The organism is Shewanella japonica (assembly GCF_002075795.1).
In the GTDB taxonomy this organism is placed as follows: domain Bacteria; phylum Pseudomonadota; class Gammaproteobacteria; order Enterobacterales; family Shewanellaceae; genus Shewanella; species Shewanella japonica.
In genome coordinates this window covers 2,324,157-2,348,754 of the sequence record NZ_CP020472.1, presented here as the reverse complement: position 1 = coordinate 2,348,754, position 24,598 = coordinate 2,324,157, and the positions used below count along the sequence as shown (strand labels likewise).

The 24,598-nt window shown below is 38.5% G+C and carries 25 protein-coding genes and 3 tRNA genes; 10 read left to right on the top strand and 18 right to left on the bottom strand.

All coding sequences use genetic code 11. The annotated features are described in order from the left end of the window. Positions 1-4: 4 nt before the first annotated feature. Entirely contained in the window at positions 5-649 is a 645-nt protein-coding gene (gene psrA, locus SJ2017_RS10025) for a TetR family transcriptional repressor PsrA (RefSeq protein WP_055024008.1), read from the bottom strand. Positions 650-843: 194 nt separating this feature from the next. On the opposite strand from psrA, the gene SJ2017_RS10020 reads away from it, so the two are divergent. Beyond that, a complete protein-coding gene (locus SJ2017_RS10020; protein ID WP_080915659.1) occupies positions 844-2,706 on the top strand; it encodes a M2 family metallopeptidase in 1,863 nt (620 codons plus the stop codon). Positions 2,707-3,535: 829 nt separating this feature from the next. Beyond that, a complete protein-coding gene (locus SJ2017_RS21435; protein ID WP_156003214.1) occupies positions 3,536-3,676 on the top strand; it encodes a hypothetical protein in 141 nt (46 codons plus the stop codon). 98 nt (positions 3,677-3,774) lie between these two features. Here the strand turns inward: SJ2017_RS21435 and smrA are convergent, their stop codons facing one another. Beyond that, on the bottom strand, positions 3,775-4,365 hold the full coding sequence (smrA, locus tag SJ2017_RS10015) for a DNA endonuclease SmrA (protein WP_080915658.1): 591 nt from the start codon (positions 4,363-4,365) through the stop codon (positions 3,775-3,777). Positions 4,366-4,531: 166 nt separating this feature from the next. Between smrA and SJ2017_RS10010 the strand changes: the two genes are divergently transcribed. Together SJ2017_RS10010 and SJ2017_RS10005 are read left to right on the top strand one after the other, a co-directional pair. Then, positions 4,532-5,137 carry a YybH family protein gene (locus tag SJ2017_RS10010; RefSeq protein ID WP_119969566.1) on the top strand — a complete coding sequence of 202 codons (606 nt, stop codon included), beginning with the start codon at positions 4,532-4,534 and terminating at the stop codon, positions 5,135-5,137. A gap of 11 nt (positions 5,138-5,148) precedes the next feature. Beyond that, complete coding sequence (locus tag SJ2017_RS10005) at positions 5,149-5,664, top strand: YchJ family protein (protein WP_156003211.1); 516 nt, start codon at positions 5,149-5,151, stop codon at positions 5,662-5,664. Positions 5,665-5,982: 318 nt separating this feature from the next. Here the strand turns inward: SJ2017_RS10005 and SJ2017_RS10000 are convergent, their stop codons facing one another. From SJ2017_RS10000 to SJ2017_RS09990, 3 genes are all read right to left on the bottom strand, one after another. Continuing rightward, positions 5,983-8,160, bottom strand: a complete 2,178-nt coding sequence (locus tag SJ2017_RS10000) for a sensor domain-containing phosphodiesterase (protein WP_080915657.1) — start codon at positions 8,158-8,160, stop codon at positions 5,983-5,985. Positions 8,161-8,407: 247 nt separating this feature from the next. After that, the gene (locus SJ2017_RS09995; RefSeq protein WP_156003208.1) at positions 8,408-8,695 is read right to left on the bottom strand and encodes a DUF406 family protein; all 288 of its coding nucleotides are present in this window, start codon (positions 8,693-8,695) and stop codon (positions 8,408-8,410) included. Between the two features lie 142 nt (positions 8,696-8,837). Next, positions 8,838-9,341 carry a VC2046/SO_2500 family protein gene (locus tag SJ2017_RS09990; protein WP_080915656.1) on the bottom strand — a complete coding sequence of 168 codons (504 nt, stop codon included), beginning with the start codon at positions 9,339-9,341 and terminating at the stop codon, positions 8,838-8,840. A 124-nt stretch (positions 9,342-9,465) separates the two neighbouring features. Between SJ2017_RS09990 and SJ2017_RS09985 the strand changes: the two genes are divergently transcribed. The 4 genes from SJ2017_RS09985 (at position 9,466) to SJ2017_RS09970 (ending at position 11,098) form a co-directional block, all read left to right on the top strand. Further along, positions 9,466-9,550: transfer RNA gene (locus SJ2017_RS09985), tRNA-Tyr, on the top strand. A gap of 30 nt (positions 9,551-9,580) precedes the next feature. Next, positions 9,581-9,665 (top strand) — tRNA-Tyr (locus SJ2017_RS09980). A gap of 70 nt (positions 9,666-9,735) precedes the next feature. Then, positions 9,736-9,820: transfer RNA gene (locus SJ2017_RS09975), tRNA-Tyr, on the top strand. Positions 9,821-10,033: 213 nt separating this feature from the next. Beyond that, positions 10,034-11,098: a PLP-dependent cysteine synthase family protein gene (locus tag SJ2017_RS09970; protein ID WP_055024013.1), complete on the top strand. Its 1,065-nt coding sequence runs from the start codon at positions 10,034-10,036 to the stop codon at positions 11,096-11,098. A 47-nt stretch (positions 11,099-11,145) separates the two neighbouring features. On the opposite strand, the gene queE is transcribed toward SJ2017_RS09970, so the two are convergent. Next, the gene (queE, locus tag SJ2017_RS09965; RefSeq protein ID WP_055024014.1) at positions 11,146-11,814 is read right to left on the bottom strand and encodes a 7-carboxy-7-deazaguanine synthase QueE; all 669 of its coding nucleotides are present in this window, start codon (positions 11,812-11,814) and stop codon (positions 11,146-11,148) included. A 181-nt stretch (positions 11,815-11,995) separates the two neighbouring features. Between queE and queC the strand changes: the two genes are divergently transcribed. Next, the gene (queC, locus tag SJ2017_RS09960) at positions 11,996-12,685 is read left to right on the top strand and encodes a 7-cyano-7-deazaguanine synthase QueC (protein WP_080915655.1); all 690 of its coding nucleotides are present in this window, start codon (positions 11,996-11,998) and stop codon (positions 12,683-12,685) included. Positions 12,686-12,849: 164 nt separating this feature from the next. Next, entirely contained in the window at positions 12,850-13,485 is a 636-nt protein-coding gene (gene rrtA / locus SJ2017_RS09955; protein WP_080915654.1) for a rhombosortase, read from the top strand. A 39-nt stretch (positions 13,486-13,524) separates the two neighbouring features. On the opposite strand, the gene SJ2017_RS09950 is transcribed toward rrtA, so the two are convergent. The 12 genes from SJ2017_RS09950 to SJ2017_RS09895 all read right to left on the bottom strand — a co-directional run bounded on the left by SJ2017_RS09950 (position 13,525) and on the right by SJ2017_RS09895 (position 24,584). Then, positions 13,525-14,898, bottom strand: a complete 1,374-nt coding sequence (locus SJ2017_RS09950; protein ID WP_080915653.1) for a hypothetical protein — start codon at positions 14,896-14,898, stop codon at positions 13,525-13,527. A gap of 15 nt (positions 14,899-14,913) precedes the next feature. Then, positions 14,914-15,387 carry an SET domain-containing protein gene (locus SJ2017_RS09945; protein WP_055024018.1) on the bottom strand — a complete coding sequence of 158 codons (474 nt, stop codon included), beginning with the start codon at positions 15,385-15,387 and terminating at the stop codon, positions 14,914-14,916. Positions 15,388-15,551: 164 nt separating this feature from the next. Next, positions 15,552-16,028: a GNAT family N-acetyltransferase gene (locus tag SJ2017_RS09940; protein WP_080915652.1), complete on the bottom strand. Its 477-nt coding sequence runs from the start codon at positions 16,026-16,028 to the stop codon at positions 15,552-15,554. A gap of 94 nt (positions 16,029-16,122) precedes the next feature. Continuing rightward, positions 16,123-16,740 carry an FMN-binding negative transcriptional regulator gene (locus SJ2017_RS09935; RefSeq protein ID WP_080915651.1) on the bottom strand — a complete coding sequence of 206 codons (618 nt, stop codon included), beginning with the start codon at positions 16,738-16,740 and terminating at the stop codon, positions 16,123-16,125. Positions 16,741-16,780: 40 nt separating this feature from the next. Beyond that, positions 16,781-17,212, bottom strand: coding sequence for an NUDIX hydrolase (locus tag SJ2017_RS09930; protein WP_080915650.1), 432 nt, complete (start codon positions 17,210-17,212; stop codon positions 16,781-16,783). A gap of 97 nt (positions 17,213-17,309) precedes the next feature. Beyond that, positions 17,310-18,689 carry a Na+/H+ antiporter NhaC family protein gene (locus tag SJ2017_RS09925; protein ID WP_080915649.1) on the bottom strand — a complete coding sequence of 460 codons (1,380 nt, stop codon included), beginning with the start codon at positions 18,687-18,689 and terminating at the stop codon, positions 17,310-17,312. Positions 18,690-18,925: 236 nt separating this feature from the next. Beyond that, complete coding sequence (locus tag SJ2017_RS09920) at positions 18,926-19,756, bottom strand: hypothetical protein (RefSeq protein WP_080915648.1); 831 nt, start codon at positions 19,754-19,756, stop codon at positions 18,926-18,928. 202 nt (positions 19,757-19,958) lie between these two features. Continuing rightward, complete coding sequence (locus SJ2017_RS09915) at positions 19,959-20,690, bottom strand: FadR/GntR family transcriptional regulator (protein WP_167692911.1); 732 nt, start codon at positions 20,688-20,690, stop codon at positions 19,959-19,961. 75 nt (positions 20,691-20,765) lie between these two features. Then, positions 20,766-21,503, bottom strand: coding sequence for a FadR/GntR family transcriptional regulator (locus SJ2017_RS09910; protein WP_065108157.1), 738 nt, complete (start codon positions 21,501-21,503; stop codon positions 20,766-20,768). A 226-nt stretch (positions 21,504-21,729) separates the two neighbouring features. Next, the gene (locus SJ2017_RS09905; protein ID WP_244899794.1) at positions 21,730-22,368 is read right to left on the bottom strand and encodes a 2-dehydro-3-deoxy-6-phosphogalactonate aldolase; all 639 of its coding nucleotides are present in this window, start codon (positions 22,366-22,368) and stop codon (positions 21,730-21,732) included. Further along, positions 22,368-23,402: a 2-dehydro-3-deoxygalactonokinase gene (locus SJ2017_RS09900; RefSeq protein ID WP_080915646.1), complete on the bottom strand. Its 1,035-nt coding sequence runs from the start codon at positions 23,400-23,402 to the stop codon at positions 22,368-22,370. The genes SJ2017_RS09905 and SJ2017_RS09900 overlap by 1 nt, the downstream gene beginning before the upstream one ends. A gap of 21 nt (positions 23,403-23,423) precedes the next feature. Continuing rightward, a complete protein-coding gene (locus tag SJ2017_RS09895; RefSeq protein ID WP_055024027.1) occupies positions 23,424-24,584 on the bottom strand; it encodes a mandelate racemase/muconate lactonizing enzyme family protein in 1,161 nt (386 codons plus the stop codon). Positions 24,585-24,598 lie beyond the last annotated feature (14 nt).

Below are 24,598 nucleotides of genomic sequence, written 5' to 3'. Positions count from 1 at the left end.
TCCCTTATTCCTTTCCTAAAATCGGTACAGATACACCAGCTGCCATATATGGAATAACCTTACGAATAATCGCTTCAGTATCATTATGTTCACCGTAGTCAGCCTCTGCGATTTCATTTAATGCATCAGCTGATGCCATAGTGAAAACGATGGTGCCTAAGGTAAAGTGTAGTCGCCAAAACATCTCAGCAGGCGGAATATGTGGCGCACTAGCTGAAACGGCTTTAACAAACACTTGTAAGTATTCACCGTAATGCGTAGTGATAAACCATCTTAAATGGCCTTGGCTTTCTATATATCCACGACCCAGTAATTGAAGAAAGATGGTTGTACCACCTTGCCTAACTTGATTTAATTCTAAAAGCGGCTTTATTAGTGATGAAAAAATTTCATTCAAATTCGCCAGCTCTGGATTCTTAAAAAGTCTTTTAATTTCAGATGCTGCGCTAGGCATAAACACATCTAAATACCGTGCTAAAACAGCGCGAATTAACTCTTTCTTTGAACCAAAATGATAGTTCACAGAGGCCAAATTTACTTCAGCTTTGCTGGTAATTAGCCTCAAAGATGTTTCAGAAAAACCTCTTTCTGCAAAAAGTTTTTCAGCAGCATCGAGAATTCTTGTTTTTGTATCAGTTCTGCTTGCCATTCCGTGACCCAATTCAATTTAAAACACCCGTTTAAATTAAACACTGAGCGCACACTTGTCAATGTTAAATCAGATTATATGTTCAAGCTTACGCCGTCTTTAGTACTCTTCTGGCACTGTTTATTAACTAAAATGCAATATTTACCCTAATTATGTAAACTGTCGACGACAATAAAAATAAGGAAACCTGTAAGATGAACCAGCCTTTTAAACAGCCGTCTAAAATTGCAATCGTCATTTCAGTCGTATTGGGATTAACAGCATGCCAGCAAGCTGAAGAAGAAATCATTACATCAACCGTAAAAGTCACTCAACAATCAGCAAGTATTTCAACGGAATCTGCTATTGCATTTATAAATGAAGCAGAAGCTGAATTAGCTCAATTATCCGTTGAAGGTGCTCGAACCGAATGGGTTTACAGTAATTTTATTACTGAAGATACTGCAGCGATGTCGGCAGCGATTGGTGAAAAGCTGACATCACGATCAGTATACTTTGCTACAGAAGCAGCTAAGTATGCCGATGTAAAACTTGATCCAATCAATGCGCGTAAACTTCACATCCTTCGCAGTAGCTTAGTACTACCAGCCCCATTAGATCCTGCTAAAAATGCAGAGCTTGCGCAAATTAGTTCAGAATTAAATGGCTTATATGGTAAAGGTAAATATTGTTTCGCTGATGGTCGTTGCATGACTCAGCCAGAGCTGTCAGCGTTGATGGCAGACTCTAAAGATCCTGCAATTTTATTAGAAGCATGGCAAGGCTGGCGTGAAATTGCCAAACCAATGCGACCTTTATTCAAACGCGAGGTTGAGCTCGCTAATGAAGGCGCACGCGATCTCGGCTTTACAGACCTCTCAGAGCTTTGGCGTAGCCAATATGATATGAAACCTGATGATTTTTCAAATGAACTAGATAGGTTATGGGGAGATATTAAACCACTTTATGATTCACTACATTGTTATGTACGTGGTGAGTTAAACGAACAATATGGCGATACTATTGTACCAAATCAAGGCCCTATCCCAGCGCATTTATTAGGTAATATGTGGGCTCAGCAATGGGGCACAATATATGATTCTGTTGCGCCGCAAGATGCAGATCCAGGCTATGATGTCACCGCATTGCTAGAAGAGAATCAATATGATGAAATTAAGATGGTCAAACAAGCTGAAGGCTTCTTTTCTTCACTAGGTTTTAGTCCATTGCCTGATACTTTCTGGACTCGGTCGTTGTTTGTTCAACCAAAAGACCGTGATGTCGTTTGCCACGCTTCTGCTTGGGATTTAGATAACGAAGATGATATCCGCATTAAAATGTGTATTCAAAAAACAGCGGAAGACTTTACAGTCATTCACCATGAACTGGGTCATAACTATTATCAACGTGCCTACAAAAACCAACCACATTTGTTTAAAGGCTCTGCTAATGATGGCTTTCATGAAGCAATTGGTGACACTATCGCCCTCTCCATTACACCCAGTTATTTAAAACAAATTGGCTTACTAGAACAAGTACCTGACGAATCGAAAGATATAGGTTTATTACTCAAACAAGCATTAGACAAAATCGCTTTCATGCCTTTTGGTTTAATGATTGATCAATGGCGCTGGAAAGTGTTCAACGGTGAGATTTCACCAGAGCAATATAACCAAGCATGGTGGGATCTGCGTGAAAAGTACCAAGGTGTAGCAGCACCAATAGCACGAACTGAGGCTGACTTTGACCCTGGCGCCAAATATCATGTACCTGGTAATGTGCCATATACACGTTATTTTTTAGCTCACGTATTACAGTTCCAATTCCATCAATCATTATGTGAAATAGCGGGTAACGAAGGACCAGTTCACCGTTGTAGTATTTACGGTAATAAAGATGCGGGTCATAAGTTAAATGAAATGCTAGAAGCTGGATTAAGCCAACCTTGGCCTGAAGCACTTAATATAGTGACTGGCACTAAAGCAATGGATGCAAACGCAGTTTTAGATTATTTTGCGCCTTTACATGTATGGCTCGACAAACAAAACCAATCTAAAAGCCGTCAATGTGGCTGGTAATGTATCGACTCAAAATACGTTAAAATCAATAGCAATATAAAGATAAATATAAAGCACCTTAGGGTGCTTTATATTTTGGCTTCAATCATCGCAATTCTCAGTTAATGTATACCCCATCAAGAATCAACATTAAACCAACAGAGCAAAAACATTCCTAAAACACAAAGCACCAAGTGCTTTAACGACAATATTCTGACACGTGTCAATTTGTACCAATGCGTGATCGAGATCACATAAAAACCCATTCTCAACCCTGTCGTTTATGATAATTTTACGCGGTACACAAAGTGAATGGAGTTACTTGTACACGTCATTATGACAAGTGTAATAAAAGCCAGAAGTCACATTAAGTATCAATACGGCTTTCCGTTTTATCTACGCTTATCAAGTATTAGAACCTTCTATATTTTGAGTATAACGATACAGATTCATTTCTGTTTTGTCGTTTGATATTGCTAATGAAAAAAAGAAACTACGTAAAATTAAGAAATGGCCGTGCTAAGCGGATCCGTAAAGGTTCAACCCTTAATTATAGTAATCATAAGAGTAGTATTCATTTATTGTTTATTACCATCGCTATTTTATATTTTGTGCTGAATTAGTGATAACTAAAATAACGTTAACATGATAACGAGATTAACAAATTCACTAAAGTACACTTACATTTCTAACTAGGTTCTTTAGCATCTCTAGAATGAAAAGCAGTCATTTTCTGCAAAGATCACAAATCTAACCCAAACAAGGTTATTAGCATCCTTGAAAGTGACAAAGTCTAGCGTCACTGCTTGTGTGAATTACACTTGTTGTTGTTTGTTAGCCTAGGTGTAGCATGAAAAAAAGTCATTACCAAAAATTAAGAAATGAACGTTCAAAACGATTAAATAATGAAGAGACGCCAAGAGAAACGAATCCTAAAATGATAGTGGCTGTTATTGTACTCCTTGCCATCCTAGCTTTCTTACTCGTTTAACTTGCAAGCATCTTTTTAAGAATTGTTTTATAACGGTGTTTGATAAGGGCTTTATTAAAAGCCCTTGTGAATATGTCATAGACCAACATATACAAGCGTTACCGAAAGCCACTGCCTTTTCTATTCGTTTCTCCTGATACAATGCGTTGCTCATCAGACTTAACTAACATCACAAACAATGCACCAGTTCCGCCTTGTTCACGGGTCGCACTGTGAAATGCTTGTACTTGTTCAAACTGCATCAACCAATCGTTGACCGCAGATTTCATAAGCGCTGGATAGGGTTTATTATTCACTCCTTTACCATGAATGATTAATAAATTTCGTTCGCCTCTTTCTTGTGCTTGAATAATCGTTTCAACAAGCAACTCTCTGGCTTGACTCAATCGATAGGCATGCAAATCTAATACTGTTTGCTTTTTGTATTTGCCTAAACGCAAATGGCGGAACACTTCTTCTTGGACACCATTTCGTTTGTAACTCATTATCTCGTCAGGCGCTATTGGAGTTAATAACCTTGGTTCAATGGGTAATTTCGCCAAATACTCATTTTGCATTGCAGCTTTACGTCTTGCTCGATGTGCATCCGTATCAAGTTGTTTTGATGAGACAAATACCTTGTCATTAGTGGTTAATGGTTTAACGTCGCCCATTTCAGCTAAAAATAATGCTGTATCATCAACGCTCATAATCAACTCCTACACACTTTGTAAAGATTACTTACTGTTGCTAATTAATAGAATAATTTATAGTGTCATGCATTATCAAAATCTGCACCTGAAATTATTCATTAGCCAGAGTAAAGAGTAAAAAATCTTGATGACTTATATCAAATTGTTGTTTTGTTGTACTTTTATGCTTCTCAGCATCAATGCCTTAGCAGGAAAAACACCTGAAACAACTTTGTCAGACAACGACATCATTAATAATAATTATAAAACCTTCCACACAGGTTTCGAGAATCTTGATCTGGATTTTATTAATAAAATATACACGGATGATGCCACATATATATCTGAGGTGTTAGATCAAGAAATCGTCATCGGTAAACAAAATATTCTCGATCTCTATACGGTATTTTTCAAGAAAATAGCCAAAAAAGATGCTCATATTGAAGTTGATTTTAGAGTGATTAACCGTGAATTAACTGAATCAAGTGCCACAGATGTTGGTTACTACCTAGTAAGGTTTCATCCTCGTAAAGAAACTGGCGATCCTACAAGTGTTTTCTCTGGTAAGTTTGTTTTAGTATCACGAAAGACAGCGAAAGATCAGTGGCAATTTATTGTTGATTCAAACACTAAAACAGATCCTAAGTACTATTTTACCGCCAAGCCTGTTTCAAACTTATATTACGGCAGACAATTCAACCAAGCCCCCAAACCAGACATCATCATTGAAACTGAATCAGAACAAAATACGCAGCAGCCTATAGATTCGACAGATGCCCATAATCATTAAAGCGACCAGTAATGAATACTCGTTTAATCAATACTCAAACAGCTAAGACGCAAATGGCCAATACAAGGTGCCCTTGCGGTCAAAATCAACACTATTCTGAGTGCTGTGAGCCTTATCACTTAAACGTAAATACAGCAGCTGACGTAGAGACATTAATGCGCTCTCGTTACTGCGCTTTTGTATTTCAAGAATTTCAATATTTACTCGATACCCATCACCCTGATTTTCTGAACGGACTTACCATTGCCTTACTCGCTGAAAATGCGTCATCAACAACTTGGCTGGGATTAACTGTCGATGAGGCCAATCAAACCGCTAACCATGGTACTGTCACCTTTAAAGCATGGTTCTTACATGATGGTATTATTGATGCCATTTTTGAAACATCACAATTTGAGCGTGTAGGTGGACAATGGTTCTATACTACTGGCGAGCAAAAACAAGCTAAATTACCAAAACGTAATGAAACGTGTATCTGCCACAGCGGCAAAAAGTTTAAAACCTGTTGTTTAAAGAAAATAAGTTAATTTACAATCTGAATAAATTAGTTGAAAAGTGAATGAGTCAGATAACACCTAGGTTGTCGTTTCAAACATTAACCTATTTCCACACTTAGATATGCATCGTCACCGTAAGCATTTTCGCTTTATAAATATCGCTTCATAAAAGCACTGTGATTATAAAGATTTAATTTAAGAGGTTTGATTTAACTGATTTAACTTACTTAACCAGTTAGGTCAAAATAATCAGACTTAACTAATTTGGTTTAGCAAAAAGAATTTGGTTTGCTGGCTGTTATGGATGTGCAGTTATGAATATGCAGTTATGAGTAGAGAGTTTCGAAGTTAATGTACCGTTTCATTTTGCTCAGAAATGAACCGAGAGAACTCATTTTCTCTTATAGCGGGACTGTATAAATAGCCTTGAGCGTGATTACAAAGACTATCTTCTAAAAACAACTCTTGTTCTTTTGTCTCTACCCCTTCAGCCGTCAGTGAAATATTTAATGCTTTCGCCATTGCGATAATCGCACTTACAATTTCTCTGCTTTGATGACTGGTCGTTAAATCTGAAATAAAAGAACGGTCGATTTTTAATTTGGTGATTGGGAACTGTTTTAAATAACGCATTGAACTGTAACCCGTACCAAAATCATCAATGGCCAAGCCTACCCCTAAATCAGCCAACTCTTGACACAAACAAGTCGCATGGCGCACATCACCCATTAATTCAGTTTCGGTAATTTCTAATATCAAGCTTTGTGGCTTTAAACGGTAGCGAGTCACTAAATTCCAAACTTGCTCAAATAAATTCCCGCTAAAGAATTGTCTTGCCGCTACGTTAACATGCATAACAATATCGACATTTTTACGCTGCCATAAGTTAAGTTGTTTACAAGCAGCTTCTAATACCCAATCTCCGATGGCATTGATCATGCCCGTTTGTTCGGCAATATCAATGAATGCGCCTGGGTAGAGCACTCCTTTCTTAGGGTGATGCCAACGTATTAAGGCTTCTGCGCCAATGAACTTATGGTTCTTTAAATCCATTAAAGGTTGGTAATAAAGCTCGAACTGACGTCCACGTATTGCTGTTTGTAAGTCACGTTCAATTTCTGCATTATTTTTAAAGGTCGCTAATAAATCATCATTAAAAATTTGATAATTCATCATAGCTTTCTTTTTCGCATATTGAAGCGCAATATCAGCGCAAGAAAGCGGTGAAAACTCTCCAACAACAGGCGCAATATCAACCACAGCAATAGCGGCTTTCGGGTCAACTTTTTCTCTTCCGATCACAGATGGAACACTAAGCTTTTGATATAGCTTAACAATCGTTTCTTCTAAAATGTCACTTGAATGTATCGCTGGTAAAATCAACGCAAACTCATCGCTGCCTACTCGGGCAACATCAATTGCACCGTTACTTTCAGCAAAATGCTTGAGTCTTCTTGCCACTTCAGTGAGCAACGAATCCCCTTGCTCATGACCACTTGTGTCATTGAAACGCTTAAAGCCCATTAAATCGATTAGTATCAGAACACCTTCAGACGTGACGTCGAGCTGTTGAGTAAAATGTAGTCGATTGTGTAAACCCGTTAACGTGCAGTTCCATGCGAGCTTTTCAAGTTCATCTTTATGACGTCGCTGTTCTGAAACATCTAAACACGACACCAATGCGTAATAGTTGCCTTGCTCGGTAACGAAACGACTTGCTTGATATTGTACCCAATAATTTGTGCCGTCGATTCGTTGTAGTTCGGTTTCGCCTTGAACGGTTTTACCCGCTATCAATTCTTGTGTTAATTCATTAGCAAGCTCACGCTTACCTCTAAAGAAGTCCAAGGTAATGAGTTCATTGTTTTGCACAACGTCACGAGACAGCCCTGTCATTTTTTCATGTGCAGGATTGATATACTCAATAATTTGATTTTTTAAGTTAACCAACATCAACACATGTTTAGCTTGCTCTGTTGCACTATGGAACAAGGTTAAACGTTCGTCTTTGTCATAAGCGTAACGGGTGGCAAGTGTCAGTGCTAATTGGTCTGCAAATTGACAAGCAAATTCAATCGACTGTTTTGGCAGTTCAATTTGGTGATCAAATTCAATGCACAGTAGTCCTTCAATATGACCATTGATTCGAATTGCGACATCTAAATTTGATTGGATTCCAGACTGGAGATAATACTCAGAAAAGCAAGTAAGGCGTTTATCTGTAGGAGAAATATTACTGACAATGTGTCGATAACGTCGGATTTCATCAAAATACAGCTCTGATGCAAAGTGCTTATGACGGAATTTCTTGGTGACTTCAACCATAGCTGTGTTGGGTGAGGCGCAAGCAACGACTTTTTGCTCAAGTGCTTTATTTCGTAGCGAAATAACTGATACACAAGTCGCATTAAAGTATTTCAATAACAATTTACAGGCAAGTTCAGAGGTCGCAGTAAAGTCGCCCTTTTCTTTTGCTTTTGAGTTAACAATTAACTCTAATAAATGTTGTTGCTCATTTTGCTTCATTATTGTTCCCAAAAAGACAGCATAACAGTCGGGTCACCTCATTCTTTGGAGGCTTTTTCCAGCTAAAATAAGGGATGACTTGATAAAAATCAACATCCCTCATGTACCAAAGCAAATGTAAAATGGCCTTGGCGCTTATGACATATGTCTAAGCATAAAGTAGTAATGTAACGATGGTTACACTCACTGAATTAAATTGCAAGTTGTTACCGCATAAATCATTATATATTTGATATATTTTAGCTATTTACAAGCCATTCTCTAATTGAAAGATCATTTTTTCAGCAGTGAATTCAAAATCTATAATGACTGTAATATCTGCTTCCGTTTGCTCGCTATTAACCTTAACTGAGTCAAAACGAATTTTTGCTTTAGTAATGATATCTTCTGCTTCTTCGGCAACTGCATCACCAGTAATTTTCAAAATAAGGCGTGTATCCTGCTCGTCAATTACAGTGCCAATATCGACAAATGATCCACAATCATTACAGCTATCGCTTACCTGAACTTCTTGCTGGGTAATTGTTTTAATCATAATTAGTCACCTATCACAATGATAAAGAAAGCGTCAGCTTAACGTAAAAACTGAGATTAATTTTATAACTAGTTCACACTATTAGCGATTTCTGTTATTTCATTCTGACTCGGGTGGTTATTTCTCGATACTCTATATTGTGTTATGCAACTGCGTACAGCTGATTCGCAATCGTTTCGCTGATTTTTCGCTGTACTGATAACTGATCTAAAAAGTGCATTTTAGCTAACTCAGATACTTCAGGTAGTTTTTGCTGATGCTTTAATTTTGTTAATACATCACAGTTTGCTAGTGCTATTTGCATGTCATCATCAAACTCACCACGAGTCACTATGGCCTCAGGATGTAATGCTTGAGTCAACTGAAATTGAGATGAGCCGCTTTGATGAAATGCACTAGCATTATCTATTGCTTGTTGTTTCGATAAATCACAAACCAATTGCTGCTGCTTGGGTAAATCAAAGGCTTTATACAGCTTTTGATTATCATCGAGTTCTTTATCAAGCTGAAATTGAGACATATCTCTAGCGTCTGCCGATAGCATTGATAATAGTAAGCCAAATTCGCCGCGGCGGTCATGTTCAATCGCGTCATTTAAACGACGACCTAACTGCAGTTCATTGACTAAAGGAAACTCGATTTGCATATAAAAACATCATTAATTACTAAGATTGATATTTTATCGACCACTTAAACAAATACTTGAGAGTTATTTTCGATTTTGGCTTTACTTATATTTAATTCGTGACTATCATTGCCGCCGCAATTGAGGAGGGGTTCCCGAGTGGCCAAAGGGATCAGACTGTAAATCTGACGGCTCAGCCTTCGAAGGTTCGAATCCTTCTCCCTCCACCATTTGCACCAATGATAAATATACCGTTTCGTGGAGGGGTTCCCGAGTGGCCAAAGGGATCAGACTGTAAATCTGACGGCTCAGCCTTCGAAGGTTCGAATCCTTCTCCCTCCACCATTTATCGGTTTATTGATTATTAAAAAATATTGTTGTGGCCAACAATACTGTAAGACAAGTAAGAAAATGTGGAGGGGTTCCCGAGTGGCCAAAGGGATCAGACTGTAAATCTGACGGCTCAGCCTTCGAAGGTTCGAATCCTTCTCCCTCCACCACTTCTTATCTTGTATATCTCGCTTCAAATATCTCCCATTATCTCTCTATTCAAGACTATTCTCTTTAAAGCAGTAAATATGTCGAATAAACTTTATGTATACCCGTTTGATGCGCCAATTAATGTTATTTAATCGATAAAGTGATCTGTATACCTTTTAGCATTGCCACTTTGAGTCTATGATGATTTTTTATTTGTTAATCGGGATCTCATCATGTCAAAGCAATGGGTAAATCAAGCAATCGCCAAAATTGAAGCAGATTTTCAGCGAAGTGCCGATACTCACCTTATCAAACTCGATTTACCGCAGCTCTCCGGTATTGATATATACCTTAAAGACGAGAGTACCCATCCTACAGGCAGTTTAAAACATCGTTTAGCACGTTCACTCTTTTTATATGCGCTTTCAAACGGGTGGGTAAACGAGAACACCACCATAATCGAATCTTCATCAGGCAGCACCGCTGTGTCCGAAGCCTATTTTTCAAGATTATTAGGCTTACCATTTATTGCCGTTATGCCTTCTTCAACTGCAAAAACCAAGATTGAACAAATTGAGTTTTATGGTGGTCAGTGCCACTTTGTCGATCACAGCAGTAAAATTTATGCTGAATCTCAAAAGTTAGCCACTGAGCTTAATGGCCATTATATGGATCAGTTTACTTATGCAGAGCGAGCAACCGACTGGCGTGGCAATAATAATATTGCTGACTCTATTTTTAACCAAATGCTGAAAGAGCCGCACCCTACTCCCGCTTGGATAGTCATGAGTCCTGGCACTGGCGGTACATCTGCAACCATTGGCCGTTACTTAAATTACCAACAATTACCAACACAGTTATGTGTGGTCGACCCTGAGAATTCGGTTTTTTACGATTATTACCACAAAAGAGATCTCACCATTACGTGTGAAAACGGCAGTAAAATTGAAGGGATTGGTAGACCAAGAGTCGAACCTTCTTTTATCGCTGGGGTTGTGGACGATATGAAAAAAATACCTGATGCAGCGTCATTAGCAACAATGAATTGGCTAGCCAAACTGATTGGACGCAAAGTAGGTCCATCAACAGGAACTAACCTTTATGGCATTCTTCAGCTAGCTTGTGAAATGAAACAGCGCAATCAGCAAGGCTCGTTAGTCACCTTATTATGTGACTCTGGGGATCGGTATTTAGACACCTATTACGACCCTGAGTGGATAAGTAAAAACATTGGCGATACTGCATTTTATGACCAGCAACTTACACAATTTAATCATAGTGGTTCGTTAAAACCTTAAGCAATTAGCCTCACCAATAAAAAACCGCTCAATGAGCGGTTTTTTAATCAATCAATATCTAAATATTTATGCGTTTGAATCGAAAGGCGCCAATTTCTAGCAATACATGTTTTCATCGCAAGTTCAGTCGCTCTGGTTTTTTGACTAATTGGCTGTAAACACACCACTTTATCTTGCGTATCAATATTTGCTAATAAGTCATCTAATTCATCAATGTGCTTTTGTGTTGCTATGGGATGCTTAATCTCATTCGCGCGTGTTAACGCCTGCTCAAGCACCTCATATCCGCCTTTCATGTTTACCTTAGGTGAAACCGTCACAAAGACCTTGTCGTGGCATAGCACTTCAAAAGTGCCACTGGTTTCAATCTGCACAGCATAACCTGCAGCAATAAACTCACTGGTTAAATCAGTGACATTGTACATACATGGCTCGCCGCCAGTCAGTACAATGTGCTTTGCGGTATATCCTTTGGCTTGAAAAGCTTGAATTAAACTACTGGCATCATGCTCGGCCCAACGTCCAATAGTGCCATCAACTTGAATGACATCAGCTTGGTTTACCTTGTTTTGAGCTAACACTTCCCAGGTCTGCTGAGTATCACACCAAGCACAACCCACTGGACAGCCTTGTAAACGGACAAAAATGGCAGGTACTCCGGTAAAGCTACCTTCACCTTGAATTGTTTCAAATACTTCGTTTACAGGATAATTCATTTGCAAGCCTTATTAATTTCAAGGGCGCATTTATAGATGATTTTGTTTCTAGCTGCAAGTTTTTGCCAACTTTATGCTGGATAAGATAAAATGTACTTTTGTTATTAATAAACAGACAAACATGTACATAGTAATGATGACTTTCGTCCATTACCTTATATTTGTCTTTCCGGTGATTTTAATGTCCAAAGCAATTGTAGTTTTTTCAGGTGGTCAAGATTCCACCACATGCCTTATTCAAGCCTTGACTCAATACGATGAAGTCCATGCCATTACCTTTGACTATGGTCAACGCCATAGAGAAGAAATCGACATTGCCCAAGCGCTTGCAAAAAAGCTTAAAGTAGCAAGCCATAAAGTCATGGATGTCAGTTTATTAAATGAATTAGCCATTTCTTCATTAACACGAGATGCAATTCCGGTTTCACATGAATTAATGGACAATGGCCTACCTAGTACCTTCGTTCCTGGTCGCAATATATTATTTCTAACATTAGCCGGGATTTATGCCTATCAATTAGGCTGCGATGCAATCATCACTGGGGTATGTGAAACTGATTTTTCAGGTTATCCAGATTGCAGAAATGATTTTGTGAAATCAATGCAACAAGCATTAGAGCTTGGTATGGACAAACCGCTCAATATTGTTACCCCCCTTATGTGGCTGAATAAAGCTGAAACATGGGCATTGGCCGATAAGTACCACTCACTCACTCTCGTTAAAGATGACACCTTAACCTGTTACAACGGCATTAAAGGCAGTGGTTGTGGAGATTGCCCAGCTTGTTTATTGAGACAAAGAGGTTTAGAAGATTACCTTAACAATCGTCAAAGCGTTATGGCTGATTTAGATCGTAAGTCAGCACGTTAAAACGCGTGTCACTTTATCAAATCATTTACCAACAAATCGCTAGGTGATTTGAAACGTCAGCCATAAACCTCTATTGCCTGACTGTGTTTAACAGCATTTAGTTAAGCAAAGTGTTAACGATTCACTATAATAAACAATATTATAAGGTAAAACGGACTTAAAACATGGCAAGAAGAAGTCGTAACAGTGCAAGTGCCTATTACTTTGCAATTTTGGTCAGTATTACATGCTGTGTATTCTTTGTTTTGTCGATGAACCCATTGGGAACAATTGATGTCGATAATCTATTAAGTTATCGCTACGATAACATCGCTCAAGGTGAGTACTGGCGCATCATCACAGGTAATTTGTTACACACAAACTTGTGGCACTTATTAATGAACCTTGCAGGCTTTTGGGTTATTTTATTTTTACATGAATCTCATTACAAAGGCCATATAAGTCAGTTTGCTTCGTTGTTTATCAGTTTGTGTGTATTAGAAGGATTAGGTCTTTACTGGTTTTTTCCAGAGCTTAAAGGTTATGTCGGACTCAGCGGGTTATTACATGGCCTATTTACCTTTGGTGCCCTATTAGATATACGAAAAGGCTATAATTCAGGTTATTTATTATTGCTAGGTGTGTTCGCCAAAGTGGGATACGAAATGTACTTTGGTGCCAGCGAAAGTGTCAGCGCTATTATCAATGCACGTGTCGCGACCGAATCTCATTTTATTGGCGTTCTCGGTGGGTTATTTTGTGGCTTTATCTGGCTGCCATTAACGCGTTTTTTTAAACACCAAAAAATACAAAGCCAATAAAAAAAGGAGCAATTGCTCCTTTTTTCTTTTCTAAGATGATTAGTCTCGGCGCATATAAGCCAACATCATCAACAAAACCAATACTGCAATAAGGCCCAGTGGTAACCAAGTGTTGATTTGCAAAACGGTGTCGACATTGGAACCAGTATGAATACCTGTTGAGTTAATAAAGCGCTCTATTTTACTTAACCCTAGGTAATCACTCCAAATACTAATCAACCCCAATATTTGGATACAGGATATGATGAACAATATTTGATTTTGGCGACGATTAGATTGCTCTGCTTTACGAGCGTAAGCACGTTCTAAATAGTCTTTAAAAAAACTAACATAAGTTTTAGCATGCTCTAGGCTGCTTTCGACATTCCATTTAGACTCAATTTTTTGATAAACATCTTCGTTGTCTGACTCAATTGCTAATTTGAAATTTTCGTTATTCATTCGTAGCAACTCAATCTTATTAATATATTCATCAATAACATTACGTTTTGAGTTAAGGGTTTTCTTCGAGTCATTTGCAAGAATATGACTATTTAGTTTATCTAAAACACGGCTATAAAAACTGACGTAATACCAAGTTGATTGAATATGATGCTGAATCGGCGCAAATCGGTAATATCGTCCTATATCTAACGTCATAATCGTATGAAAACGACTGAAAAAGGCATAATGTACACAATCATTATCGATAATTGTCGTATTATTACCCTTAACACGCTCAGCTTTGGCATTACAGGCTAGAAACTGCTGCTTCATTTGTTTATCTTGCGGGCTAGCTTCGACAAAGAAAGTGAAATTTCCTGAATTATTACCGATATAAGCTAATGGTCTGTGGCTACTTTTTAACGGAATATGGCTAATAGCCTGAATTCTTTTACACACTTCTAAACGTACTGCATTACCCCATTGACTGAGTGCGCTAGTGTCGTGCTCTTTTACTAATAAATTTCTCAGATTATTATAAAAATCAGCGCCTTGATTTTCTGCGAGCTCATCTGCTGTCAGCTCTGTTGATAATAGTTCAGCTGTTTTGTCATCAGGTAAGTTTAAGTGTATTTCAACAACCAAAACAAAGTTAAAAAATCGTTGATCAAAAACCAATTCATAGGTTGTATTTTCAAGATCAAGATACTCACTGATGTCATGCAAACCATTTACATGAAAGTCTATAGACTGTAGATCTTGCTTTAATAAAAGATTTGAAACCTTGCTTTCTTCACTGCGATAAATACATTTAAAATTTGATAAATCACGATGTAATGCGTTGAATTGTTTAAGCCATTCAATTTTGAAATGGTTTCTATCAAATGTCCCAATTAACTTGCCAATACGGCTTTTCTTACTGATGAGTTGTTCATATTGCTCTGAATCAACCTCAATAGGCTGTACACACATAACGCGAATTTTCGGCATAACGATTTCTTATTATTATAAAAATTGTTTTTCTGGGTTAGTTAGATAGTCGTCAGAAAGTTGCTCTTTGCGATAATCAATTGTTAGTTCTTCACCAACTTGAATCTCTTTGATAGCCACTAGACGCATTGGGTGATACCGGATTTCAGTATTCGGCGTTCTTGAGTGGTTAATATAACTGTATTTAGTTCTGAAATTTCTGACTAATAAGGTTTCATTATTGAGGTAATTACATTCCATGAAAATGTAATTCGAATAAGGGGCAATGTCTTTTGCCATGAGCGACTCGATTTTTTCATAGTCTGCAATTGATACCACTTGGCCATCAAATAAATAAAGAATTTGCTCATCTTTAATGGCATCTGTAGCAAACAAACCAAACCCATGTAATTCACTTGAGTGAATCATGGTCTTTGCGATCGTATCGAGCGTTGCTTTACGGACAAAATCTAAATCTTGTGTCTTATCAATTTGTTGAGAATTCGACATACCAAATCCAAAGTAATGAACAAAATAGTAAAATATTAAGTAATTACTTTAACTTATCAATGCTGGGTTGAAAATAAATAAACAGCTGAAAATGTCACAGAATGTGCAAATTGATTACATTTATCTTGTTCGATATATGGATTATTACATCGTTTTAACGTCTTTTAATCATCATTTTGAGAGCTTAAATAGATTGAAGGACGCCAAATTTGCATTAAAATTTCTGGATTTTCTATTGGGAGGAAACCAAACTGAGCATACAATCCGTGAGCATCACGTGTCGCTAGCATCATTCTTCGTAAACCGACAATTTCAGGATGAGTCATAATGTCATGGATTAACCATTTGCTTAATCCTTTACCTCGATGTTGCTCAAGAATAAACACGTCAGCGAGATAGGCAAAAGAGGCTTTATCAGTAATTAGACGGGCAAAACCAACTTGTTGATCATCCACGGTATACACACCAAAACATAATGAATTGGCAATGGCTTTGGTCAGCACTTCAATTGGGATATCTTTCGCCCAGTAAGAATTGGAAATATATCCATAGACGACATTTATATCGATTTTAGTTTTATCCGTATCGATATAATACCCGTCTACCGGTTGAACAGACTCAAACTTATTATGCTGATTCACTGTCGCTCCCTACTGTGCGATTTACTGTATGTGCTTATAGACTACTGATTACTGGTGTTTCATGTTGATTTTTTAAATGGGCGGCTTACTCATGTTATTGGTAGTGCAGTTTGGTATATGCCAGTAACGCCTGATCGTCTAATCGACTTGATTCGCTTAGTCCAGCAAGCACTTCCTTTTGATCGGCCAGAGAACGATGCTGGCCTAATTTATTTTTGCCTTCAATTGAATCGATTTTTACTTTAAAGCCCACTATCGCTTTGGCTAGCTTCAATTTATAGTCAGGCGGTATAAAACCATCATGACCATGGGTTTCACTACTCAGTAAACTGGGTTCATATTTCGCAATAGTGTCGTTAAGTATAGACAAGGTTGTTTCATCGTCTGTCAATGTGACAGTCCCTTTTACATGTACAGCCGCATAATTCCATGTGGGTACAGCGGGACTGCTCTCATACCATGTTGGCGAGATATAGCCATGTGGGCCTGAAAAAACAGTTAAAACTGACTGCCCATCGGCTATCTTCCAGTGCTGATTAGCTCGAGCCATATGGCCATAGAGTGTGCCCAATTCACCTTCATCTGGTTTAAGTAATAAGGGTAAATGGGACGCTGTTAGATCCGCAGTTGTGATGACAGCAAAACCATAATCAGCAACAAACTTATGGAGTGATGTTAAATCATTAATTCTTAGATTTTTTGGAATATACAAAACAAATCCTTGTTTTAGTTGATTTCATTTTAAGTATTCATCAATAATCTATTTCGGCTAGATATCGTTTAAGTCGCTGCTGTAAAGAGTTAATAGCTTGTGGGTGATTCAGGTAATCTTGAATATCCATCAGCCTCCAATATTGGCCTTCATTTCCGAACCTAATCTTATCAAGCTGTTCATTATCAATATGAGCTGCAAAAAAATAAGCGTTACCATTACCAGTTTGATTAATGTCGATTTGTTTATATACCAAACACGCTTTAGTTAAAACAAGTGAAAACTCTTCATACAATTCTCGAAGCACACACTCTTCAGCTGTTTCGTTCCCCTCACGCCCACCACCTGGAAAGTCCCAACAATTGGGATAAGGAATGGTTGCAAGGTTATCTCTTAAATACATAACCAACTGTCGGCCTGAAATTAACGCCATTTTACAACCCGTAAACTTTTCAGTGTTCTTGTCATTCATTAGGCTGAACTCCAGATAATAAAAAACCAGTGACAAGCACTGGTTTTAACATCATTAGCCACAACAGATAAGTCGCGTCGACTTCATGTGGTCACAATTACGCTATCACAATAAAACCTATCACGGTGATGCTTGCCGCAATCAAAGTGTATGGCAACTGAGTGATGGCATGGCTGACTAAGTTACACCCTGCACCTTGCGCTGCTAACACTGTAGAATCACTGTAAAAGCAAGCTTGACTCCCAAAGGATGATGCTGAAAGTAATGCACCGATCACTAACGGAATGTCCGCGCCTACTGCTTGAGCAAGCGGCATAACAATGGGAATCGATACGGCAAAAATCCCCCAGCTTGACCCCGTAGCAAAGGCTAATAATGCCATTGCAACAAACACGACTGCAGGTAAAAACTGTGCTGTCATGTAGGGACTTAAGCTCTCAATTACATATTGAGGTAACAGCAACTTATCGCATACATCTTTAAAAATAAATGCTGCTATCACTGTCCCAATTGCGGGTAACATACTTTTAAAGCCATCAATCATTTGCTCCATCATTTCAGCAAAAGGCATTAAACGCTGCACAGCATAATAAGGGATCGTAATTGTCATGGTCGCTAACAAACCAAGCCACACATCAATATCAAAATATACGGTAAAACCAACAAGCATCATAATCGGCACAAGGAAATTATGTAATTTTCCTTGTTGATCAGCCGTTTTAAATTCATCTTCCATCGCCTTAACGGCATAGTCATTACTGGTTTGAATATCAGCTGACTCATCAACCGGTATCCCAATACCTTGCTTTGCTTTTAACTCAGCCTTTTTCATCGGACCAATAAGCGGCATCACCCCTAAAATGACTAAAGGAACCATAATCACAGCAACCCATGCATAAAGCATATATGGAATGGCTTGCATATAAACTGAGATTGCTTGCCCAGGTTCTGCTATACCGTTATCAACAAGTAAGCCGCCAAAAAACACAGCCCACGCCGATAAAGGGACGAGAACACAAATAGGTGCGGCTGTAGAATCGACAACATACGCCAACATTTCACGAGAAATACGAAATTTATCCGTCACTCGCTTCATGGTTTCACCCACAGTTAATGCATTAAGATAGTCATCAATAAAAATGGCAACACCTAAAACAAATGTCATCATTAATGATGATTTAGGGCCTTTAGCTACCTTCAGTGCATTTTTTCCAAATGCGAATGCCCCGCCCGTTCGAACGAGTAAAGCGATTAGCGCACCAAACGTGCCACATACTAAGATTAACCAACCAATGGTTTCATCAGCCATGACACTTAACGATATTTCCGAAAAATTATTTAATGCTTCAACAGGATCAAGCATTAATAAACCCACAACAGCACCTATTACTAACGCTAAAATAGGTCTTCTTAATACAATTGCTAATATCAAAACAACCACTGGCGGGATCAAACTGATCGCTGATGGCTCTGTCATGATTTTTTTCCTTGTTGGTAATGTAAGTCAAAAATGGAGATGCAAAATAATGTCGTTATGTCACTGAGTCAACATAATTTATACAATAATAGAAAATAAAATAAGAATTTTTGACAGAGAAATCAAATTAGATTCATTCAAGTAAACACCTAGACTAATATGACGACATAAAAAAACTGAGTTATGGTAAAACCGACGAATAACTCAGTTTGTTTTAATAAATTCCCGCCATAGCCTTAGCCAGTAAAATTCACTGAAAATTGGCCTATCCCTTGGTAATTAATGTTAACAGGGCTATTCATCGCTACCTTTACAACACCACAATAGGAACCTGTAATAATAACTTGCCCTGCTCTCAATGATATTCCTCTTGCTGTTAAGTGATAAACAAGCCAATAGAGTGGGTTCTGAGGTAACTCACATGGATGAACACCTGCAAAGACTTGCTCAGTTTTTTCTTGGCTAATATTAATGTCAATTTTTGCAGCTTTATAAGCAATAGGTTTGTCAATAACTGGGCCTAAATACAAGCCTTGATTACTTAAGCCATCAGCTAAGCGTTCAAAATGATTGGCATCGTAGTCTTTAGAAAATCGTGGTTCAATTAATTCTAATGCTAAGCGTGTTTCCCCTACTGCATCATCGATTTCAGCATTACTGTATGTTTGACCTGCAGATAAATCATTTGCTAATACAAATGCAATTTCAGGTTCGATTAGGGCATAACCTTTTATTGATTTTATTGAACAATCTTGCTGCTCTGCGGCTAATTGGGATAATAATGGCGCAACGATCACATTCCCGTTTTGTTGTGGAATTAAGCATTTCCACCCAATATGCTCACTGGAGGTTTGAGCCATCATGATTTGTTGAATAGCAAACGCATCATCAAGTGTCTTAGGCGCATTGTTTCGTAAATCCGAAACAGGTATAGCTTGTTGTCGCTGCTTTAATAAATGCGTTGCGGCATCTAATTGAGATTGACTGTATTTTTGTTTGTCCTCGTTCATGTGCAAATATTGATGTTCTTGCACATCGCCCTGCTTTGTTTGATTAAACCCGCTCACAATAATTCCTTTAATAACATCAATTGATTTTTAACTGATTGAGCAACACGTTGCTTCGATTCCTTATTAAACAAATTTAAACATATGATGTTTAGATAAACAATGTAAATATATTCACTAAGTTTTTAGTCAGCACAAAAAAAGCCCAACTATTGTTGGGCTTATGTTTTACAACTTAACAATGATTGCGAGTAAGAGAAACTTACTTCATTAACTGCGTCAGTCGTGCTTTAGCATCACTTAATAGTGTTTCAGTTAACGATTGCGCTAACTCACCATTACGGTCTTTAATGGCATCAAAGACTTCTTGGTGAAATGGAATTGAGCTTTTATTTTCTGCATCATATTGGTTGGTGACTCGAATACTGACCAAAAGTGATGAAAAAATCACACACTCCATAGAAATAAATAATTCATTGTGAGATGCGCGTAGAATTGCGCCATGATAGTGGGCATCGGCAACGACAAAGCGATCAACATCATTGGTTGAAGAAGCCATCTCTTCAAGGGCGGCGGCTATTGCTTGAATATCTTCATCGGTCGCATTCATGGCCGCTAGCGATGCAGCTTTGGGCTCAAATGCAAGTCGAAACTCCATCAACTGAGTTAGGAACTCTGGATTTAGTGGTGCTGAAAGGTGCCAAGCCAGTACGTCATCGTCAAGTAAAGCCCAATGATTTCTCGCTTTAACTTTCGTACCAATACCACGGCGAACATCTAATAAGCCTTTACCTACTAGAATTTTAACGGCATCACGCACTACAACACGGCTAACTTTGAAGCGCTCAGCTAGCTTGTTTTCGTCATCAATTAACGTCCCAGGAGTATAGGTGCCGGCAACAATTCTACGACCCAGTTCTTTCGCCACTTGAACAGGTAAACTCGGTGACATCGAATTTGTTCGTCTTAAATCGTAGTATGTTAATTCACTCATGTAATTATATTGTCCATAAAAATAACTACATACTATTTATCTGATTTTAGGACAATAGACAACCGCCAGAGACGATTAATTGCTGTTTTGAGTCAAAGAAAGTCGAATACTGGCATCATTCAGCAATTTTTCAGTGAGCTTTTCTGCTTTATCACCATCTTTAGCTGCAATAGCTTCATAAACTTCTCGATGAAAAGGCACCGACGCCCCATTTTCACGAGGGTCTTTATTCGTGACTTTAATACTCACTAATAACGCAGAGTAAATCACTCCTTCCATTGACGCTAAAAAGCCATTGTTGGCGGCTTTCATCACTGACTTATGAAACAGTGAATCGGCAATGATAAAATCTTCTGCGGTATTATTAGCTTGAGCCATTCTCTCAACAGCTGATTCGATGTCGGCTAAATCTTCTGCAGTAGCACGCTCAGCAGCCCACCTAGCCGCTTTAGGCTCAAAAGCTAATCGCACATCCATCAATTGTTTTAAAAAGCTAAGATTTGGTGGCGCAGATAAATGCCATGCAAGAATATCGTCATCCAGCATATTCCATTTATCTCTAGATTGGACACGAGTACCAATTCCACGTCGAACTTCTAACAGTCCTTTACTTACGAGGATTTTAACTGCGTCACGAACAACAACTCGGCTAACTTGATAACGGGCAGCTAATGCATTTTCATCATCAATTAGACTATGGGCTTCAAAAGCGCCTGACACAATTCTGCGACCAAGCTCTTTCGCGACTTGCACCGATAGACTTGGAGACATTCCTTGGGTGCATTTTAAATCGTAATATATTAATTCACTCATAAGTCCTATAGAAACATAGTATGTTTACAGTGTCAATTGAAAACAATCAACACCTTGGTCTTTATTCTATATTTTTAGCCATTTGTTATAGGTCATAAAAATTAATAGCGGTTAAGTAGCATAAAAAACTAAAAAAAATGCAGCCTTACGGCTGCTAAAGATACAGAAGTGAAATAGGCAACTAACAAGGTAAAATAAAAAGGTAATTAATTTAGCAATTTATTACTTAATGAATGTTAACGGCGGCTTGAAACCCCTCAACATAAGACAATGCATTTTGCTTCGTTTGCTCAGCTGACATGCCCGCTTTGTATAACCCGCTACCTAAACCAAAACCACTGGCTCCAGCATCTAAAAACGCTTTCATTGTACTTGGGGATACGCCACCTACTGGTAAAATCGGCATCTCTTTTGGTAGCACAACTGACATCGCTTTTAATCCTTTAGGACCAACTGTATCAGCAGGAAATAACTTTAATGAATCTGCACCTGCATTAATTGCGGCGTAAGCTTCAGTCGGGTTTAAAAAACCTGGAACGCTATATAAAGACAGCTTTTTACTGTATTGAATAATGTCGATATCTGCATGAGGCGATATAATAATTCTCCCACCCGCCTCTTTGACTAAATCAACCTGCTCCTTCGATACTACCGTCCCTGCACCTATTACAACAGATTCACCATACTTTTCACTTAAGCGTTTGATGCTTTCATAAGGATTAGGAGAATTCAGTGGCACTTCAATTACACGATATCCTGCTGCTACAAGTACATCAGCTATAGCGATCACTTCTTCAGGAGTCACGCCACGTAAAATTGCCACTAAAGGTAATTCTTTTAATGCATCTGTTAATGAAATAGTCATTATCCATTGTCCTTTGATGTTACAAGTTTTGCTTGTTTTGCGATATTTAACATGCCAACGGCAGACGCTTTCGAACTACTAACCGTCGTTGATAAATACCCCAATTCTTTTAATGCTTCGCTGTATAAATAATTAAGTTGTGAACCACCAATAAGATAAATATGTTCAAGATTAGGCGATGATGTCAGTACTGCATTGAGTTCTGCCCCAATGAGTACACCAGAAATATAACTTGTGACATCTGATTCAGTTAAGCGCTGTTCTAACCTTAATGTTCTGGCGCTAAATAAATGATGTAATAATCCACCTTCGCGTTGACTGGTATGAACGCCTTGCAAGAAGCTCGCAATATCAAAAGCCATTTCGTTATTGGTGTTGGATAGACCTTTACCTAAAATGCTATGTTCAACAATCAGGTTATAAACCTCACCAGTCATATGCGTAGATAAATCATCAATTACTGCGTCACCCGCATCACTTTTTGCCATTTTGATCCACTTTGAGTGTGTACCAGGTAAACAAAACACGAGTTTTTCAAGTTGTGCGTTATTTAATAAGCCTAACTCTTGCTCCAATAAAGCCACTGCGCCAAATACCTGTACTTCTTCACCGCGCATGACATCGGGTTGTAAATTACTCGTTTGGCACTTTACTCCTGGCACAATGTGAATATTAAGTTGCGCTTGATTATTCACTTTATGTAACTGTTCAGCCGCTTGCATGGCATCCGCTGGACAGCTGATATAACCTGCATCACTCCAGCCTTGCGCACTGCCAACCATTCCGGCCATCAGTATTGGCAAGCGTTTTTTGGTATTTGAACTGTTTTCATTTTTGCCTTGATCATTTATCCAAGGACTTATCTGTTGTAATAAGGTTGATTCGAATTGCTCTTTGTCTAAATTAAGCATGCCTTTTGCTGCGCTTACTTCAGATAATATTTGACCCCGTTGATCCAATAAGAAGGATCTAAAGTTACTACTTCCCCAGTCAACCGCGATTAATGCAGGTTGAGATGATGATTTTTCTATCATGAGAATGTTCTCGATATGCTATTAAGAGACTTCGTAATGCTTAATAAAGTCAGGATCTGGCTCGACTCCGATCCCTGGACCTTGAGGTAAAGCAACACTTCCTTGATTTTCTTTAACTTGTTTAAGAATGTTTAATGGCTCTTTTAACAAGTCTTCACGAAATCTATTTGGCGTTGTGTCATATTCGAGCATAGGTTGAACTGGATGGGCAGCACCTGGCAAATCAGGTAATGCAGCCAAAAGGTGTAAGTTTGTGCCTACCGCAATGGCAGAGCCCCAAACATGGTTAATCACTGGAATAAAATGTGCGTGCGCCATTGCGAGCACTTTTTGATACTCAGTAATGCCACCGAGTGCACAGACTTCTGGCTGTAATAAGTCTACGCAGCGATTTTCAATGAGATCTCTAAAGCCCCAACGAGTAAACTCAGCTTCGCCACCAGCAATAGTCATATCTAAGGCTTCACATAAATCGCGATACCCTTGTTTATCTTCTGGTGCCACAGGTTCTTCAAACCAATAAACGCCGAGGTTTTGTAACTCACGTCCTAGTGGAATCGCTTCTCTTGCGGTGTAAGCATGATTAGCATCAACCATTAAACGCATGTCATCGCCAATGCCTTTTCGTACCGCTTCGACTAATTTAATATCGCGCTCAGGGCTTAATCCAATTTTCATCTTGGTTGCGTTAAAGCCCATCGCTTTTATTCTTGCACTTTCATCAGTAAATCGAGCTTCCAGATCATCGTAGCGCTGTAACATCATCCCATAACCATAAGCAGGGATACGTTCTCTAAACGCACCGCCAAGTAGCTTATAAACGGGTTGATTGTGGAATTTTCCTGCAATGTCCCACAAGGCAATATCGACACCTGATAAGGATTGGATTGGCATCCCTTTCTGACCATGATCTCGCATCAAGTTATAGACTTTGTGCCAAATCACTTCTCTGTCTAATGGATCCATCCCCAAGATCATTGGTTGGATAACTTTCTCGACTATGGTTTTGTTTGCAAAAGCGATCCCGCCGCCACCAAAACATTCACCCCAACCTGTAATCCCAGCATCTGTTATAACCTCAACAAGGTGGGTTGTTCTTTGAGCGTAATATTGCTGTGAATAACCCAATTCTTCTTCAAGATCGTATTGCAGTACGTGACTTTTTATTTCAATAATTTTCATGAGTAACTATCCTA